The organism is Mesorhizobium sp. B2-8-5, assembly GCF_006440675.2.
Classification (GTDB): Bacteria; Pseudomonadota; Alphaproteobacteria; order Rhizobiales; family Rhizobiaceae; genus Mesorhizobium.
Genome location: NZ_CP083951.1, coordinates 1595390 through 1611449, shown reverse-complemented (window position 1 = coordinate 1611449; position 16060 = coordinate 1595390). Strand labels below are relative to the sequence as shown.

General features: G+C 65.2%; 14 protein-coding genes. 9 read left to right on the top strand and 5 right to left on the bottom strand.

The genetic code is table 11. The features are described from left to right. Window positions 1-112: 112 nt before the first annotated feature. On the top strand, window positions 113-2554 hold the full coding sequence (locus FJ430_RS07835) for an EAL domain-containing protein (protein WP_140704907.1): 2442 nt from the start codon (window positions 113-115) through the stop codon (window positions 2552-2554). 5 nt (window positions 2555-2559) lie between these two features. Here FJ430_RS07835 and tlpA read toward each other — a convergent pair whose 3' ends face one another. Then, a complete protein-coding gene (gene tlpA / locus FJ430_RS07830) occupies window positions 2560-3243 on the bottom strand; it encodes a thiol:disulfide interchange protein TlpA (RefSeq protein WP_140704905.1) in 684 nt (227 codons plus the stop codon). 33 nt (window positions 3244-3276) lie between these two features. Here tlpA and argH point away from each other — a divergent pair, with 33 nt between their 5' ends. From argH to FJ430_RS07805, 5 genes are all read left to right on the top strand, one after another. Continuing rightward, a complete protein-coding gene (argH, locus tag FJ430_RS07825; RefSeq protein ID WP_140704903.1) occupies window positions 3277-4677 on the top strand; it encodes an argininosuccinate lyase in 1401 nt (466 codons plus the stop codon). A gap of 129 nt (window positions 4678-4806) precedes the next feature. Next, a complete protein-coding gene (locus FJ430_RS07820; RefSeq protein ID WP_127253283.1) occupies window positions 4807-5013 on the top strand; it encodes a lipoprotein in 207 nt (68 codons plus the stop codon). A gap of 55 nt (window positions 5014-5068) precedes the next feature. Continuing rightward, the gene (gene lysA / locus FJ430_RS07815) at window positions 5069-6337 is read left to right on the top strand and encodes a diaminopimelate decarboxylase (RefSeq protein WP_140704901.1); all 1269 of its coding nucleotides are present in this window, start codon (window positions 5069-5071) and stop codon (window positions 6335-6337) included. 28 nt (window positions 6338-6365) lie between these two features. Beyond that, entirely contained in the window at window positions 6366-7307 is a 942-nt protein-coding gene (locus FJ430_RS07810) for a threonine/serine dehydratase (RefSeq protein WP_140704899.1), read from the top strand. A gap of 114 nt (window positions 7308-7421) precedes the next feature. Next, complete coding sequence (locus FJ430_RS07805; RefSeq protein ID WP_140704897.1) at window positions 7422-10031, top strand: TIGR02302 family protein; 2610 nt, start codon at window positions 7422-7424, stop codon at window positions 10029-10031. Window positions 10032-10168: 137 nt separating this feature from the next. On the opposite strand, the gene FJ430_RS07800 is transcribed toward FJ430_RS07805, so the two are convergent. Further along, window positions 10169-11053 (bottom strand): LysR family transcriptional regulator, encoded by an 885-nt coding sequence (locus tag FJ430_RS07800; RefSeq protein WP_140658779.1) that lies wholly within the window; start codon window positions 11051-11053, stop codon window positions 10169-10171. Window positions 11054-11421: 368 nt separating this feature from the next. Between FJ430_RS07800 and FJ430_RS07795 the strand changes: the two genes are divergently transcribed. After that, on the top strand, window positions 11422-12375 hold the full coding sequence (locus FJ430_RS07795; protein ID WP_140704895.1) for a DMT family transporter: 954 nt from the start codon (window positions 11422-11424) through the stop codon (window positions 12373-12375). Here the strand turns inward: FJ430_RS07795 and FJ430_RS07790 are convergent. The 3 genes from FJ430_RS07790 to FJ430_RS07780 form a co-directional block, all read right to left on the bottom strand. Beyond that, window positions 12358-12729, bottom strand: coding sequence for a response regulator (locus tag FJ430_RS07790; protein ID WP_140704891.1), 372 nt, complete (start codon window positions 12727-12729; stop codon window positions 12358-12360). The two genes, FJ430_RS07795 and FJ430_RS07790, sit on opposite strands and share 18 nt — an antisense overlap. 83 nt (window positions 12730-12812) lie before the next feature. Continuing rightward, on the bottom strand, window positions 12813-13355 hold the full coding sequence (gene hpt / locus FJ430_RS07785; protein WP_027167478.1) for a hypoxanthine phosphoribosyltransferase: 543 nt from the start codon (window positions 13353-13355) through the stop codon (window positions 12813-12815). Between the two features lie 157 nt (window positions 13356-13512). Beyond that, window positions 13513-14142 carry a hypothetical protein gene (locus tag FJ430_RS07780; RefSeq protein WP_140704889.1) on the bottom strand — a complete coding sequence of 210 codons (630 nt, stop codon included), beginning with the start codon at window positions 14140-14142 and terminating at the stop codon, window positions 13513-13515. Window positions 14143-14322: 180 nt separating this feature from the next. On the opposite strand from FJ430_RS07780, the gene ftsE reads away from it, so the two are divergent. Beyond that, a complete protein-coding gene (gene ftsE / locus FJ430_RS07775; RefSeq protein WP_027167480.1) occupies window positions 14323-14982 on the top strand; it encodes a cell division ATP-binding protein FtsE in 660 nt (219 codons plus the stop codon). Continuing rightward, window positions 14975-15967 carry a cell division protein FtsX gene (locus tag FJ430_RS07770; protein WP_140704887.1) on the top strand — a complete coding sequence of 331 codons (993 nt, stop codon included), beginning with the start codon at window positions 14975-14977 and terminating at the stop codon, window positions 15965-15967. Before ftsE ends, FJ430_RS07770 begins: the two co-directional genes overlap by 8 nt. Window positions 15968-16060: the final 93 nt, after the last annotated feature.

The following is a 16060-nucleotide window of genomic DNA, read 5'->3' as shown; positions in this document are numbered from 1 at the left end:
ATACAACCTGGAAAGCACGCAGCGGTTGCGGGCAGCATAATCGATTCTTCAGCCGTCCGGCCCTAATCAATCATGTTGCCTTGATTGATGGGGGAAGATCAGGTGAAGCAAGATGCTGACCGTCTATAATTGCATCGTGAATGAGCACGACCTGAGACTGGTGGCGCTGGCCGCGCTCATTTGCGGAATCTCCTGTTTCTCCGCCGTCAACCTGCTTCGCCATGTCGACCAATCGACGAGCCGAAACCGTCATGTGTGGTTGCTGATTGCAGCCGCGTCGACCGGCTTCGGCATATGGGCGACGCACTTCATCGCCATGATCGCCTTCACGCCGGGAATACCCAACGCCTACAACGCCGAGCTTTCGGTGGCTTCGCTGGCGATGTCTGTCATCCTGACCGCGGCCGGTATGTGGATCGCGACGGTGCGCCGTAGCATCGACCACTACCTCGTCGGCGGCGCCGTGCTCGGCATCGGCATTGCGGCGATGCATTATACCGGCATGGCGGCTTTCGAGGTCGAAGGCCGGATCGTCTGGAACCGGTTGCTGGTCGCCGCATCGTTGGCCTCGGGTGTAACGCTTGCCGCGCTCTCCATGCTTGTCGTGCTTCGCCGGCCGTCCACACAGGCGACGGTCGCCGGCGCTGTCCTGCTCACGCTGGCGATCTGCACGCTGCATTTCATCGCCATGGCCGCCGTCTCGATCTATCCGGATTCCTCGATCGAGATCTCGAAATTCACGATTGCGCCGATGTCGCAGGCCTTTGCCGCCGCGGCGGCAAGCCTCGTCATCCTGGTGCTGTCGGCCACGGCGCTGTGGATCGACCTGCGCTTCCGCCGCCACAGGACAGAGGCGGAGCGTATGCACGGCCTTGCCAATGCCGCCGTCGAAGGCCTGATCGTCTGCGACGGCAGCCGCATCGTCAGCGCCAATGACAGCATCGCTGCGCTGAGCGGTATCGCCGCCGGCACGCTGAACGCGATGACGCTGGGCGACCTGTTCGGCGAGCGGACTGCTTCCGCCGTCGCCGCGGGCAACGGGCAGGCGCAGGAGGTTGACCTGCGCGGCCAGGACGACAGCCGGATTCCGGTGGAACTGATCGCCAGGAGCATCGACTATTGCGGCAAGCCGCACCTGGTCGTTGCCGTCCGCGATATTCGCGAGCGCAGGAAGGCCGAGCAGGAGATCATGCGCCTCGCGCATTACGACCCGCTCACCGGGCTTGCCAATCGCCGCAGCTTCACCGGCCGCCTGGAAGCCGAGATCGCCGCGTCCGCGGAAGGCGGCAAAGACGGCCAGTTGGCGCTCATGCTTCTCGATCTCGACCGGTTCAAGGAAGTGAACGACCTCTTCGGCCACGCCGCCGGCGACGCCGTGTTGCAAAAGGTGGCTCACTGCGCCTCCGGCGTGCTGCGCCACGGCCAGATGCTGGCCCGACTCGGCGGCGACGAATTCGCCATCATAGCCCCCAGCCTTCCCGACCCGCAGGCGGCCGGCCGCATTGCCGAAGCGGTGCTTTCGGCGCTGCGTCAGGAAAACCGGCTGTCGCCCGGCGGCATGGTTTCGGCCAGCATCGGCATCGCGCTCTACCCGCTCGACGCCGACGAACAGGCGGCGCTGATCAGCCATGCCGACACCGCGCTCTATCGCGCCAAGGCCGAGGGCAAGGATACGTTCCGCTACTTCGAGGCCTCGATGGGCGCCGAGGCGCGAGACCGGCGCATCATGGAGCAGGACCTGCGCCAGGCCGTGGCGCGCGGCGAATTCCGGCTCGTCTACCAGCCGCAGAAGGAAATCAGCAGCGGCAGGATGATCGGCTTCGAGGCCTTGCTCCGCTGGCAGCATCCCGAACGCGGAGAGGTTCCGCCCTCGGTGTTCATCCCGGTGGCCGAGGATAGCGGTTCGATCGCCCAGATCGGCGAGTGGGTGCTGGCGACGGCCTGCAACGAGGCCGGGACATGGAAGAACCCGTTGACGGTCGCGGTCAACGTCTCAGCGGTGCAGCTTCACAACCTCGATTTCAGCCGCCGGGTGCATGAGGTGCTGCTTCGTTCAGGCCTGGCGGCGGGCAGGCTCGAGCTCGAGATCACCGAGACGGCGCTGGTGAAGGACATGCCGCGGGCGCTGGCCACCTTGCGCCAGATCAAGGCGCTTGGCGTGCGGGTGGCGATGGACGATTTCGGCACCGGCTATTCGTCGCTGTCCAACCTGCGCGCCTTCCCTTTCGACAAGATCAAGATCGACGGATCCTTCATCAAGTCTGTCGACCGCAACGACCAGGTCGCGACCATCGTACGCGCCGTGCTGGGTTTGGGGCGCGGCCTCGGCCTGCCGGTCCTGGCCGAAGGCGTCGAGACGCTGGACGAGCTGCGCTTTCTCGATGCCGAGGATTGCGACATCGGCCAGGGATATTATCTCGGCAGGCCTGGCCCGATCGAGGCGTTCGGCGAACTGACCGGCGTTTCGGCCGCCGATGACGGCGTCAAGCCTGCCGGCAGGAGCGGCGGCAGCATCCTGATGCTCGAGCCTGCCGCGGCGGCGCGCTCAGCCTGATACGATCAGGGTTCGAGCGCCGCTTCCACCAGCCGCTTGGCATCGGGGCTCGACCATTCGGCCGGGCCGTTCATATGTGCGATCAGGCAGCCATCCGCGTCGATCAGCATGGTGACCGGAAGCCCGAGCGCCAGCCCGCGCGTCTTGACCTCGTTGAACAGCGCGATCGTCGGGTCCCGGTAGAAGCCGAGCGTTTGAACGCCGATCTCGTTGAGGAACTTCTTCGGCTTCGTGTCATCGCCAGTGTCGACATTGACCGCGACCACCTCGAAAGCATTGCTGCCTTTTTCCTTCTGCAGCGCATCGAGCGCCGGCATCTCGGCGCGGCACGGCGCGCACCATGTCGCCCATAGATTGAGCAGCACCGTCTTGCCGGCATGGTCGGCCAGCGTCATCGGCTTGCCGTCGGGGCCGTTGAAGGCCAGGCTCTTCAGCGACTGCGGCGGGTCGGCCGGCTGCAGCGCGGCCACCTGGCCGACGGCCTTGGCGGCGACCTGCTTGGCGCGCCCGGCCTTGGCCGCGCAGGCGGCGTCGTCCTTGCCGGCAGCCGCGGCGACCTTCTCGGGAGCGTTGTTGCCAGAACCGCTCTCGCTGACATATACCGCGACCGCGCCCGCCAGCACGCCCGCCAGCAAGGCGGCCAGGATGAGGCGCGTAGCCGGAAAAAAGAATCTCTTGCCGTCTGCCATTTTCAAAACTGCTCCGGAGCACGGGTTATAGCGATGAGCGACAAGAAGGCCAGCAACCAGATGTGGGGCGGACGTTTTGCCTCGGGTCCGGCCGCGATCATGGAAGCGATCAACGCGTCGATCGGCTTCGACCGCAAGCTCTATGCGCAGGACATAAGCGGATCGATCGCCCATAGCGAGATGTTGGCCGAAACGGGCATTATTTCGGCGGCAGATCAAGAAAAAATCGCTCACGGGCTGAACACGATCCTGAAAGAGATCGAGGCCGGCACGTTCGAATTCTCGACCAAGCTGGAAGACATCCACATGAATGTCGAGGCCCGCCTTGCCGATCTGATCGGCCCGGCGGCGGGACGCCTGCACACCGCCCGCTCGCGCAACGACCAGGTGGCGGTCGACCTCAGGCTCTGGGTCAAGCAGGAATGCCAGCGCGTCGCCCGGGCATTGAAGGACCTGATCGCCGCGTTGCTCGAACGCGCCGAGGAACATGCGGCGACCGTCATGCCCGGCTTCACCCATATGCAGGCGGCGCAGCCGGTGACTTTCGGCCACCATTGCATGGCCTATGTCGAGATGTTCGGCCGCGACCTCGCGCGCGTCCGCGACGCCATCGAGCGCATGGACGAAAGCCCGCTCGGCGCGGCGGCGCTTGCCGGCACAAGTTTCGGCATCGACCGCCACATGACCGCGAAGGCGCTGGGTTTCCGCGAGCCGACGCGCAATTCGCTGGACAGCGTTTCGGATCGCGATTTCGCGCTCGAATTCCTGAGCCTCGCCGCGATCTGCGCAACGCATTTGTCCAGGCTCGCCGAGGAGATCATCATCTGGTCGACGCCGCAATTCGGCTTCGTCCGCCTGTCGGATTCCTTCTCCACCGGCTCCTCGATCATGCCGCAGAAGAAGAACCCGGACGCCGCCGAGCTGGTGCGCGGCAAGACCGGCCGCGTCAACGGCCATCTCGTCGGCCTGCTGACCGTGATGAAGGGCATGCCGCTGACCTACGGCAAGGATATGCAGGAAGACAAGGAAGCGGTCTTCGACGCCGCCGAGACGCTCGACCTGATGCTGGCGGCGACCGCCGGCATGGTGCGCGACATGACCGTCAACGCCGCCGCCATGAAGAAGGCGGCCGGCGCCGGTCACGCCACCGCGACCGACCTTGCCGACTGGCTGGTGCGCAATCTCGGCCTGCCCTTCCGCGAAGCCCATCATGTCACCGGCCGCGCCGTGGCGCTTGCCGAGGAGAAGAAGGTCGGACTGGAAAAACTCTCGCTGGACGACCTGCGCTCGATCCATCCAGGCATCACCGACGATATCTTTTCGGTGCTTGCCGTGCAGAATTCGGTGAAGAGCCGCACAAGCTTCGGCGGCACCGCGCCGTCGGAAGTGCGAAAGCAGATCCGCTATTGGAAAAAGCGGCTCGCCAAGGCTTAATGCATGTCGCCCAGAAGTGTGCAGCGGTTCTGGGACAACGACATGCATCAAAGCAATTGCCGGGATGCAAAGCGCTGAAAACTCGGCTAAAAGCGGCGTCACAAGAAACAGTTTCGAACGGATGGATCGATGACCCGTAGCAGGATTTTGGTGACGCTGGCGCTGCTGGCGGCGGTTGTCACCGTCACGGCCTGCGGCAGGAAGACCGGCCTAGACACGCCCTATGAGGCGGCGGAGCAGGCGCGCAAGGATGCGGAAAAGGCCAAGCAGCCGGTTCCGCCCGAGCCGGAAAAACCGGTCAAGGACAGGAAGTTCATCCTCGATCCCCTGCTCTAGAGCCGATGAGATCGACCCGATCTCATCGAGCTTCAACCTTCCGGAACCGAACCCCGTGAACCATTTCGACTACCGCGACGGCGTGCTCCATGCCGAGGACGTCGCCATCCCCGACATCGCAGCCGAGGTCGGCACGCCCTTCTATTGCTATTCGACGGCGACGCTGACCCGGCATTTCCGCGTCTTCAAGGAGGCCTTTTCCGGCCTCGACGCGCTGGTCTGCTACGCCATGAAGGCGAACTCCAACCAAGCCGTGCTGAGGACGCTGGCCAGGCAGGGCGCAGGCGCCGACGTGGTCTCGGAAGGCGAGTTGCGCCGCGCCCTGGCCGCCGGCGTCCCGGCCAGCAAGATCCTGTTTTCCGGCGTCGGCAAGACCGCGCGCGAGATGGACTTCGCGCTTTCGGCCGGCATTCTCTGCTTCAACGTCGAATCCGAGCCGGAGCTGGAATTGCTGTCGGCGCGTGCCGCGGCCCTCGGCAAGGTGGCGCCCATCTCGCTGCGCATCAATCCGGATGTCGATGCCAGGACCCACAAGAAGATCTCGACCGGCAAGGCCGAGAACAAGTTCGGCATTCCGTGGCAGCGCGCGCGGCAGGTCTATGCCCGCGCGGCTGAACTGCCCGGGATCAGGGTGGCCGGCATCGACACCCATATCGGCAGCCAGATCACCGAATTGCAGCCGTTCGACGATGCCTTCGCATTGCTGGTCGAACTGGTCGGGGCGCTGCGCGCCGACGGACATTCGATCGAGCATGTCGATCTCGGCGGCGGCCTCGGCATTCCCTACCGCGTCGACAACAGCCCGCCGCCCCTGCCCGACGCCTATGCCGAGATCGTCAGGAAGCACGTCACCAGTCTGGGCCTGAAAGTGATGTTCGAGCCCGGCCGCCTGATCGTCGGCAATGCCGGCATCCTGGTGTCTGAGGTCATCTATGTGAAGGAAGGCGACGCCAAGAACTTCCTCGTCGTCGACGCCGCCATGAACGACCTGATCCGGCCGACGCTCTATGACGCCTTCCACGACATCCGGCCGGTGGTGCAGCCGCCTGCCTCCACCCCGCGCATGAAGGTCGACGTCGTCGGCCCGGTCTGCGAGACCGGCGATTTCATCGGTCTCGACCGCGACCTGGCAAGATTGAAGGCAGGCGATCTGATCGCGGTTTCCACCGCCGGCGCCTATGGCGCGGTGCAGGCCGGCACCTACAACACCAGGCTCCTGGTGCCAGAGGTGCTGGTCGACGGCGACCGTTTTCATGTCGTGCGGCCGCGCCAGACCTATGAGGACCTGATCGGACTGGATTCGGTTCCCGACTGGCTGAAATAACCGAGGCGCGCGCCTTAAGGAGCTGGCCATGCTGGAAAAAAAGACGATCACGCGCGAGCGCATCGCCGCTGTCGAACCGCGCATCCGCCCCTATGTCCGCCATACGCCGGTGATGCGCGTCGACCTGGCGGATTTCGGCCGTCCCGCCTTTCCGGTCGATCTCAAGCTCGAATGCCTGCAGCATTCCGGCTCCTTCAAGGCGCGCGGCGCCTTCACCAACCTGCTCGAGCGCCAGGTGCCCGAGGCCGGCGTGGTCGCCGCGTCCGGCGGCAATCATGGCGCCGCCGTCGCTTATGCCGCCATGAAGCTCGGCCACAAGGCGACCATCTTCGTGCCGGAGGTCAGCCCGCCGGCGAAGCTCGCGCGCATTCGCGGCTACGGCGCCGAGTTGGTGGTCGTCGGCGCGCGTTATGCAGAGGCGCTCGCTGCCAGCGAGGATTTTGCGGCCAGGACCGGCGCCCTGCAGATCCATGCCTTCAACCAGGAGGAAACGCTGCTTGGCCAGGGCACGCTCGGCCTGGAGATCGAAGCCGACTTGCCCGAAATCGACACGCTGCTGGTCGCCGTGGGCGGCGGCGGCCTGATCGGCGGCATCGCCGCCTGGTTCTCGGGACGCATCCGCATCGTCGCCATCGAGCCCGAGGGGGCGCCGACGCTTTACCGCGCTTTGGAGGCCGGCCAGCCGGTCGATGCGCCCGCCGAAGGCATTGCCGCCGATTCGCTGGCGCCGAAGCGCGTCGGCGAAATGATGTTCCCGATCGCCGAGGCCTTCGTCGAACGCTCGATCCTGGTCAGCGACGACGACATCGTCGCGGCGCAGAAAGCGCTCTGGGACCGCGTGCGAATCATCGCCGAGCCCGGTGGCGCCGCGGCCTTCGCCGCCATGCTTTCCGGGCGCTATGTGCCGGCGGAGGGCGAGCGCGTGGCGATCCTCGTCTGCGGTTCCAACACGAATCCCGCCAATTTCTGATCATAACCCGGCCAAACCGCTTCACGTTTTTGGAACCCGCCTCGCCTTTGCCGTGTTTGCTGGTATCCTTCTGGTGATGACGTCCGGGCTATTGTGCCCGGGCAGGAAGGGCCGATGACCGAACGACCCATTTCCAGCGGCAAACGCGGCCTGGCCGGGCGCTTGGCGTTCAGCCGGTTGGCGACGCGGGCCTCGATGACCTTCGAGCGCGCCTGGCCGCTCGTGCTGCCGCTGCTGGTCGTCGCCAGCCTGTTTTTCAGCTTTTCGTGGTTCGGCCTTGTCCCGCGCCTGCCGGACTCGGCGCGTATCGGTCTTCTGATCCTGTTCGCGCTGGCGGCGGTCGCGGCGCTCTATCCGCTGCGTTTCTTCCGCATGCCCTCGGCCGCCGAGGTCGACAGGCGCATCGAGGCGGCGAACGAATTGCTGCACAGCCCGGTGCAGGTGCAGACCGACCGGCCAAGCGGCGCCGACAGCATCTTCTCGCAGGCGCTGTGGCGCGAGCACCAGAAGCGCATGGCCGAGCGGCTTTCGAGCCTCGGCGCCGACCGGCCGCGCACCGGCGTGCCGGACTATGACCGCTGGGGCCTGCGCGCCGTGGCGGGGCTGCTGTTCGTCACGGCTTTGGCCTTCTCCTTCGGACCCTTTGGCGGCAGGGTCAGCGACGCTTTTGTCGCCCGCGCCGGGCACGACGCCGTGCCGCCGCGCATCGACGCCTGGGTGACGCCGCCCGCCTATACCGGCAAGGCGCCGCTGTTCCTGACCGCCGATGCCAATCAGGCCGTCCAGACCTTTTCCGTTCCGCAAGGCAGCGACGTTTCGCTGCGCGTCACTGGCGGCTCGGGCGAGGAAACGCTGAGCTATGCCGATCAAGGCGGCAATGACCGCGCCATCGAGCCCGCGGCGCCCCCCGGAGCAGCCAAGGGGACCGCGCCCGCCGCCGCCAGCCAGACGGCGCCAAAGGTGCGACAGTTCTCCGGCAAGCTGAACACCAACGGCACGCTGACGCTGAAATCCGGCGAGGGCGATCTCGGCCATTGGGCCTTTGCCGTCATTCCCGACAAGCCGCCGACGATCCGCTTCGTCGGCGAGCCGAAGCGCGCGGTCAACGGCGCCATCGAGCTGAACTACCAGATCGACGACGACTACGGCGCCGCCTCCGCCAAGGCCGTTTTCGAGCCGTCGAACCCGCCGGCCGCCAACGCCCATCCGCTCTACGGCGCGCCCGACATGCCGCTGACGCTGCCGCGCCGCGGCGGCAAGGCGAACGCGGCCAAGACGACCAAGGACCTGACCGAGCATGTCTGGGCCGGCACCAACATCAAGCTGACGCTGAGCGTCACCGACGATGCCGGCCACACCGCGACCAGCGAAACCAAGACAATGGTGATGCCGGAGCGGCCTTTCGCCAATCCGCTCGCCCGCGCGGTGATCGAGCAGCGCCGGCTGCTGGCGCTCGACACCAATGCCAAGCCGCGCGTCCTCGACCTGATGGACGCGATCACGCTGCGTCCCGAGGACACGTTCGACAACATGTCGAACTATCTCGCCATCATGAGCGCGAGGAGCCGGCTGAAGCTCTCCGAGAGCGACGACCAGCTGCGCAACGTCGTGTCCTATCTGTGGGAGATCGCGCTCGGCATCGAGGAAGGCAATCTGTCGGCCGCCGAGCGGCGGCTGCGCCAGGCGCAGCAGGCGTTGCAGGATGCCATCAAGAACGGCGCCAGCGATCAGGAGATCGAGAAGGCGATGAAGGAACTGCGCGAGGCGATGAACCAGTTCCTGCAGGAATTCGCCCAGCGCGCGCAACAGAACCCGAACGCGCCGCAGATGCAGCAGAACGGCCGCGAGCTGCGCCAGAGCGATATCGACCGCATGATGGACCAGATCGAGAATCTGGCCAAATCGGGCGATCGCGACAAGGCCCAGCAGCTTCTCTCCGAGCTGCAGGACATGATGAACAACTTGCAGGCCGGCCGCCAGCAGCAGGGCGGCGAGCAGGACAGCGAGCTGCGGCAGCAGATGGACAAGCTCGGCGACATCATGCGCCGCCAGCAGGAAATGATGAACGACACATTCCGGCTGGACCAGATGCAGCGCGGGCAGCGCGGCGAAGGCGGCGAGCAACAGCAGCTTGGCGAGGACGGCGAACAGGGCCAGTTCGACGACCAGCAGCAGCGGCCCGGCCCCGGCCAGGACCGCGATCCGCTCGGACGTCCGAAAATGTCGCCGAAGGATTTGGCCGATGCGCTGAAGCAGCTGCAGGAGGGCCAGGGCCAGCTGCAGAGCGAGCTCGACCAGCTGAAGAAGGGACTCGAGGGCATGGGCATGGAGCCCAATGAGGGCTTCGGCGAGGCCGGCAAATCGATGGGCAATGCCGAACAATCGCTGGGCCAAGGCGACGGCGACCAGGCCGTCGGCCACCAGGGCCGCGCGCTGGAGGCGCTGCGCCGTGGCGCCAAGGACATGATGAAACAGATGCAGGCCATGCAGGGCGATCAGGGCGGCAGCGAACAGGGCGGCCGCCAGCAGGACGCCGACCGCGATCCGCTGGGGCGGCCGCGCGCCACCAACGGCCCCGATGACGGCACCTCGGTCAAGGTTCCCGACGAGATCGACGTGCAGCGCGCGCGCCAGATCCTCGACGCGATCCGCAAGCGGCTCGGCAATGCGCTCAGCCCCGATATCGAGCGCAGCTATCTCGAGCGGCTGCTGGAGCTGAAGTAAGCTCGCATACGCCTTCCGGATTTCCGCCACCTACGCCGAAACTTGGACCCGTCACCCGATCCTGCGCTTGTTCGACATCGCCAAAGGGGCGCGAATTCTATCGGCAAACTGCTGCAAATCGGACGCAGTTCCAGAATTCAAAGACCGGCCGCAACCGGTGCCTGCCGGGTCAGCATGAAGGCCTCGCGGATCGCATTCTCCATACCGTCGATCGCCTCGCCGGTCGCCAACGGATTGCGGTGCAGGACAACATTGGAGGAATCGATGTCGCCGAAACCGTCGGCGACCGTCAGTTCGCGGCAATCGTCCGGGATGTTGCTGCGCGAAATCGGCGCGATCGCCAGGCCGGAAGTGACGGCGAGCGTCAGGCCGCCATTGGTGTCGCTCGTATAAGCGACCCGGTAGTCGAGGCCGCGCTGCTGCAGCGACTTGATAGCGAAGTCGCGGCACCAGCCGTTGCGGCTGTAAAGCGCGATCGGCACCGGCCTTTCCTCATGCATGTGGTGCAGCGTCGACGTCACCCACACCGTGGGGTCGTGCATCAGCACCTCGCCGCCGGAAGAGCCCTCCCATTCGAACACCACCGCGAGATCGAGCTCGCCCGCCGCGAGCGCCCTTACCTGCGAATCAGAATGCGCGTAGCGCACCGTGACCTCGACGCGCGGATGGCGCTTGGCGAATTCGCCGAGTGCCCGCGACAGGATCGACCGGCCATATTCGGCCGGGATGCCGATGCGCACCAGCCCGCCGAGCGGCGGCGCCACCAGCGAGGCGGCCGTCTCGTCGAGCAGCGAGACGATCCGCCGCGCGTTCGAGATCAATTCGCTGCCGCGGCGCGTCAATGCCACGCCGCGCGAGCCGCGCTCGAACAGATCGTCGCCGACCATGTCCTCCAGCTTCTTCATCTGCATCGACACGGCCGATTGCGTGCGCCCGGCTTTCTCCGCCGCGCGGGTGAAATTGCCGGTTTCGGCCACCGCCACGAAGGTGCGCAGGAGGTCGCTGTCGAGCACGGGCTTCATCGAGTTCCGCCATAAGAAAATTTGATTGCTGGCATCATTCCAATTCGTTTGCAAGATGTCAAACACCGCAGGATAGTCGCCATACCCATTGGATATGCGACCGCGAAATCGGCCGCGGACCAATCGAAGAGTCCTCACTCGTACCCGCTGCCTGAAAATGGTAGCGGGTTCTTTTTACGAGCATGATGCCGAAAAGCGGGAACCGGTTTTCGGACAAGATCATGCTCAAACGACAACAGTTGGAGCAGGATGACGGTTCAGCGAAGCGTCATCCTGCTCTACGAGCAATTCCAGGAAAAGAGCCCAGCGGTTTTCCGTCCGGAATTGTGTGAATTGAATAACCAACGGCTCGCGGGGGGCCGACATTGATGCAGAACCGGATGGTGCTAGGCATTCTGAGCCTGTGCCTCGGCGTGCTGGTCTTTTCGCTGCAGGATCCGCTGGTGAAGGCGGTGTCGAGCGGCTATCCGGTGACCGAGGTGATGGCGATCCGCGCCATTGTCGCGCTGCCGATCCTGATCGTGCTCGTCCAGGCCGATGTCGGCCTGAAGGCGGTGCTGTCGAAGCGCTTCGGCATGCTGACGCTGCGCGCCTTCATCCAGTTCTCGTCCTACACGGTCTACTATCTGGCGATCGCCGCACTGCCGCTGGCCGACGCGGTGGCGCTCTATTTCATGGCGCCGCTGTTCATCATGGCGATGGCCGGTCCCTATCTCGGCGAGCGCGTCTCCTGGAAGACGCTGGCGACTGTGCTGATCGGCCTGGTCGGCGTGCTGGTGATGGTGCGTCCAGGCGCCGGCGTGTTCGACTGGGCGGCGCTGCTGTCGCTCGGCTCGGCCTTCCTCTACGGCTTTTCGCAGTTGATGGCGCGCCGCATCGGCGACACCGAATCGTCGACTGTGATGGCCTTCTACCAGAACGGCGCGTACCTCAGCGGCGCCGTTGCCGTCGCCGCCGTCTTTCATCTCGCCGGCATCACCCACGCGGCGCATCCGAGCATCGAATTCCTGGTGCGGCCATGGGTGTGGCCGACGATGCCGGATTTCCTCAAGATGGCCGCCTGCGGCTTCGTCGCTTCCGCCGGCATGATCCTGCTGTCGCAGGCCTACCGCATGGCGCCGGCCAACCGCGTCGCCACGTTCGAATACACCGGCATTCTCTGGTCGCCGCTGTGGGGTTTCCTGTTCTTCGCCGAGGTGCCGCGCGAAACGACCGTGCTGGGCGCGGCGCTGATCATCGGCGCCGGCCTGCTTGCGCTCAGCGGCGGGCGTCGGCGAAGGGCCGCGCCGGCGGCCGGCGCGGTCTCAAGCGAAGCAGCTTAATGCCTTGCCGACACGGGCGCGGATCTCGGCAAGCGTGAACGGCTTTTGCACGACATCGAGGATGATGCCGTTGAGTTCCTCGGCGCGCTCGCGCTGATCGGCATAGCCGGTCATCAGCACGATCCTCATCGTCGGGAATTCCCTCGCGGCCGCCGTGGCCATCTCGATGCCGTCCATTTCCGGCATGCGGATGTCGGACACCACCAGATCGTAGCCGCCACGGGCCCGCCGGATCATGTCCAGGCCCTGCGCACCGTCGGTGGCAATGGTGACATTGTGGCCGTCGCGCTCCAGGGCGCGGGCGGCGAGGGTGCGGACGGACTCATCGTCCTCGACGATCAGAAGCTTTGCCATGCCGAGATAGATGCCGCCGAAACGTTGACGTTTTCTGAAAATTCTAACGAACGGCGGCTTTTCGGAACGACTCCTGCGCCTCCTCAGGCGTCGCCCTTGACGACCCCGACAAACGGCAGTTCGCGGAAGGCATGGGCGACGTCCATGCCGTAGCCGACGACGAAATAGTCCGGGCAGTCGAAGCCGACATAGTCGGCGTTGAGCGAGGTCTGGCGGCGCATGCGCTTGTCGAGCAGCACGGCAATGGCGCAGCTCTTGGCGCCGCGCGAAAGCATCAGGTCGCGGGTGAAGGAAAGCGTCTTGCCGGATTCCAGTATGTCGTCGATCAACAGCACATCGCGGCCGGCGACCTCATTGTCGATGTCGCGCAGCACCCTGACCTCGCCGCTCGTGGTGCCGGCGCCGTAGCTGGAAATGAAGATGAACTCGACTTCCGGCGACAGGCCGACATCATGCATGGCGCGGATGAGATCGGCGGCGAAGACGAACGATCCCTTGAGGATCGAGATCACCAGCAGGTCGTGATAGTCGCGCCCGGCGATTTCCTTGGCGAGTTCGAGATTGCGGCGCGCGATCGCCGACGCCGAAAACAGGACCTCAATGTCCTTGCCACGCACAACTGGCATAGTTTTTCCTTCAAAAATCGGCGTACGTGAGCACCGGCCTACGCCGGCCGTAGCCTCAATTTAACTGCTACGCCACTCCTAAGTACTTCGGCCGGCGAAGGCCGGACGCGCAGGAAGCCGCTATTTGCAGGCCGGCCTCACCTGAATATCGACCCGTCTAGCCTGCGAAGATGACTGCGACGGTTCTTACGCCGTCTTTAGGCACATCGAAGCGGCTGGAAAAGCCGAATCTTTCGCCGGGCGCCAGCGAGCGGTTAGATGTCCCCAGCCTGTAGCGGATGATGTTGGAATTGTTGTCGGTGACGCGGATTTCGAGCGGCGGCAGCGTTTGCGACCTCGTCCCGTCATTGGCCGCCTCGCCATCCACGAACAGCACCGGCTTCAAGCCCGATTCATCGATGCGCGACGTTAAGCCGGAAATGGTGAGCGCGCTCGCCGGCGCCGCGGCCGCCCAAAAGGGGCTTTGCCGGACCAGCGCATGACCGCCCGACACCCAGAAGGAGATCAGCGCTATGCCGACGCCGGCGATCCAGAACATCGGGCCGCCGCGCGAGGATCGCGACGGCACGGCTTCCGGTTTGCGCAGCATGCCCATGCCTTCGATCGAAGGCGTCGGAGGGATCTGCGGCGGGGGCGCCGACGGCGCCGCGGCAAATCGCGGCAGCACCACATAATCGGCATCGACGATATCGGCTGCATCGAACATGACGCGCTCCGGCGCGGCATTTGTTGCCGTGCCGGTCATGATTTCGCCGGAAACAGGGCGCGCGGTTCTCTCGTCAGCCATTACGGCACCAGTGCAGTCTTCGTTTCTTTTGCGTAAACGGAATTGGTTAACGCTTCCCCACCGGAATGGCTTTGATGCGCGCTGAACATTGCAAAATTAACCGCCGGTTAACCATGCCGGCCGATGGTCGGTTAAAGTAGATTGTGGCGCGTCGCCGCCGAAAGTTTCAGGTCGCCGAACGTGATCCGCTTCGAAAATGTCGGCCTCCGCTATGGCATGGGTCCGGAGATCCTCCGCGACATCTCCCTGCACATTCCGGAGCGCTCCTTTCAGTTCCTGAGCGGCCCCTCGGGTGCCGGCAAGACGACCTTGCTGCGCCTTTTATTCATGTCGCTGAAGCCGACGCGCGGCCTGATCACCATCTTCGGCAAGGACCGCTCGCGCATCTCGCGCGGCGAACTGCCGCTGCTGCGCCGCCGCATCGGCGTGGTGTTCCAGGATTTCCGCCTGCTCGACCACATGACCACCTACGAGAATGTCGCGCTGCCGTTGCGCGTGCGCGGGCGCGAGGAAGCGAGCTATCGTACCGACGTGACCGAGCTTCTGAAATGGGTCGGCCTCGGCGACCGCATGCATGTCCTGCCGCCGGTGCTTTCGGGCGGCGAGAAGCAGCGCGCCGCGATTGCCCGGGCCTTGATCGAGCAGCCGGAGATCCTGCTTGCCGACGAGCCTACCGGCAACGTCGATCCGCCGCTGGCGCGCCGGCTGCTCAGGCTGTTCATCGAGCTCAACCGGCTGGGCACAGCCGTGGTCATCGCCACCCACGACCTCGGCCTGATGGAGCAGGTCGATGCGCGCCGCATGATTCTGGCCGGCGGAAGGCTGGACGTCTATGACTGACTTTCCGGCCGATCACCTGCACGATGAAGCCGACGCCGAGGCGTCGGTGACGGTCCGGCGTGTGCAGCGCAAGACGGCGCCGATCGTGCCGGCGCAGAACATCGCCGGGCGGGCACTGGTGCTGGTCATCGCCATCATGACCTTCCTGTCCTGCCTCACCTTCGGCGCGGTGACGCTGGTGCGCGATACCGCCTCCGTCTGGGAGAACCAGATCTCGCGCGAGGCGACGATCCAGATCAAGCCGGCCGACGGCCTCGACATGGAGGCTGCCCTTGCGCAGGCCTCGCAGATCGCCGGCGAGTTCCCCGGCGTGAAGGGCACCAAGATCATCGACCGCGAGGCGACGGCGCGCCTTCTGGAGCCATGGCTGGGCAGCGGCCTCAACATCGATGAACTGCCGGTGCCGCGCCTTATCATCGTCACCATCGACGAGGTCAGCCCGCCGGACTTTGCCGCCATGCGCGCCGCCATCACACCCAAGATCCCGACCGCCGCGCTCGACGATCATCGTACCTGGGTCGACCGTCTGGTTGCCATGGCGCACACGACGGTGACGATCGGCATCGCCGTGCTGGTGCTGATGCTTTCGGCGACCGTGCTGACGGTGGTGTTCGCCACACGCGGCGCCATGGCCGGCAACGGCCATATCATCGAGGTGCTGCATTTCGTCGGCGCCGAGGCGCGCTTCATCGCGCGCGAATTCCGCTGGCACTTCCTGGTCACCGGCATGAAGGGCGCGGCTGCCGGCGGCGCTCTGGCGATCGCCGTCTTCATCGTCTTTTCCTGGTGGTCGTCGCGCAACATGGCCACGCCCCAGGCCGACCAGGCCACCGCTTTGTTCGGCAATTTCGCCATCGGTTCCGCCGGCTATTTCGGCGTCGGCCTGATGGTGCTGGTGATCGGCGCGCTGACAGCGGCGACCTCGCACGCGACCGTCGTCACCTATCTCAGCGACATCGACGTTCGCCAACCGGATGCGGGCTGACCCATGAGCTCAGACCGAAAATCGGCGCAAAGCGTTGTATCCAAACAGGACAACGATCACAGATGAGACACTTGCCGTAACGCAATGTGCGCC

Excerpts from the sequence above, each read along its gene's own strand:
- FJ430_RS07835 (WP_140704907.1), top strand. The coding sequence starts at position 113 with ATGCTGACCGTCTATAATTGCATCGTGAATGAGCACGACCTGAGACTG.
- tlpA (WP_140704905.1), bottom strand. The coding sequence starts at position 3,243 with ATGGCAGACGGCAAGAGATTCTTTTTTCCGGCTACGCGCCTCATCCTG.
- argH (WP_140704903.1), top strand. The coding sequence starts at position 3,277 with ATGAGCGACAAGAAGGCCAGCAACCAGATGTGGGGCGGACGTTTTGCC.
- FJ430_RS07820 (WP_127253283.1), top strand. The coding sequence starts at position 4,807 with ATGACCCGTAGCAGGATTTTGGTGACGCTGGCGCTGCTGGCGGCGGTT.
- FJ430_RS07810 (WP_140704899.1), top strand. The coding sequence starts at position 6,366 with ATGCTGGAAAAAAAGACGATCACGCGCGAGCGCATCGCCGCTGTCGAA.
- FJ430_RS07805 (WP_140704897.1), top strand. The coding sequence starts at position 7,422 with ATGACCGAACGACCCATTTCCAGCGGCAAACGCGGCCTGGCCGGGCGC.
- FJ430_RS07800 (WP_140658779.1), bottom strand. The coding sequence starts at position 11,053 with ATGAAGCCCGTGCTCGACAGCGACCTCCTGCGCACCTTCGTGGCGGTG.
- FJ430_RS07795 (WP_140704895.1), top strand. The coding sequence starts at position 11,422 with ATGCAGAACCGGATGGTGCTAGGCATTCTGAGCCTGTGCCTCGGCGTG.
- FJ430_RS07790 (WP_140704891.1), bottom strand. The coding sequence starts at position 12,729 with ATGGCAAAGCTTCTGATCGTCGAGGACGATGAGTCCGTCCGCACCCTC.
- hpt (WP_027167478.1), bottom strand. The coding sequence starts at position 13,355 with ATGCCAGTTGTGCGTGGCAAGGACATTGAGGTCCTGTTTTCGGCGTCG.
- FJ430_RS07780 (WP_140704889.1), bottom strand. The coding sequence starts at position 14,142 with ATGGCTGACGAGAGAACCGCGCGCCCTGTTTCCGGCGAAATCATGACC.
- FJ430_RS07770 (WP_140704887.1), top strand. The coding sequence starts at position 14,975 with ATGACTGACTTTCCGGCCGATCACCTGCACGATGAAGCCGACGCCGAG.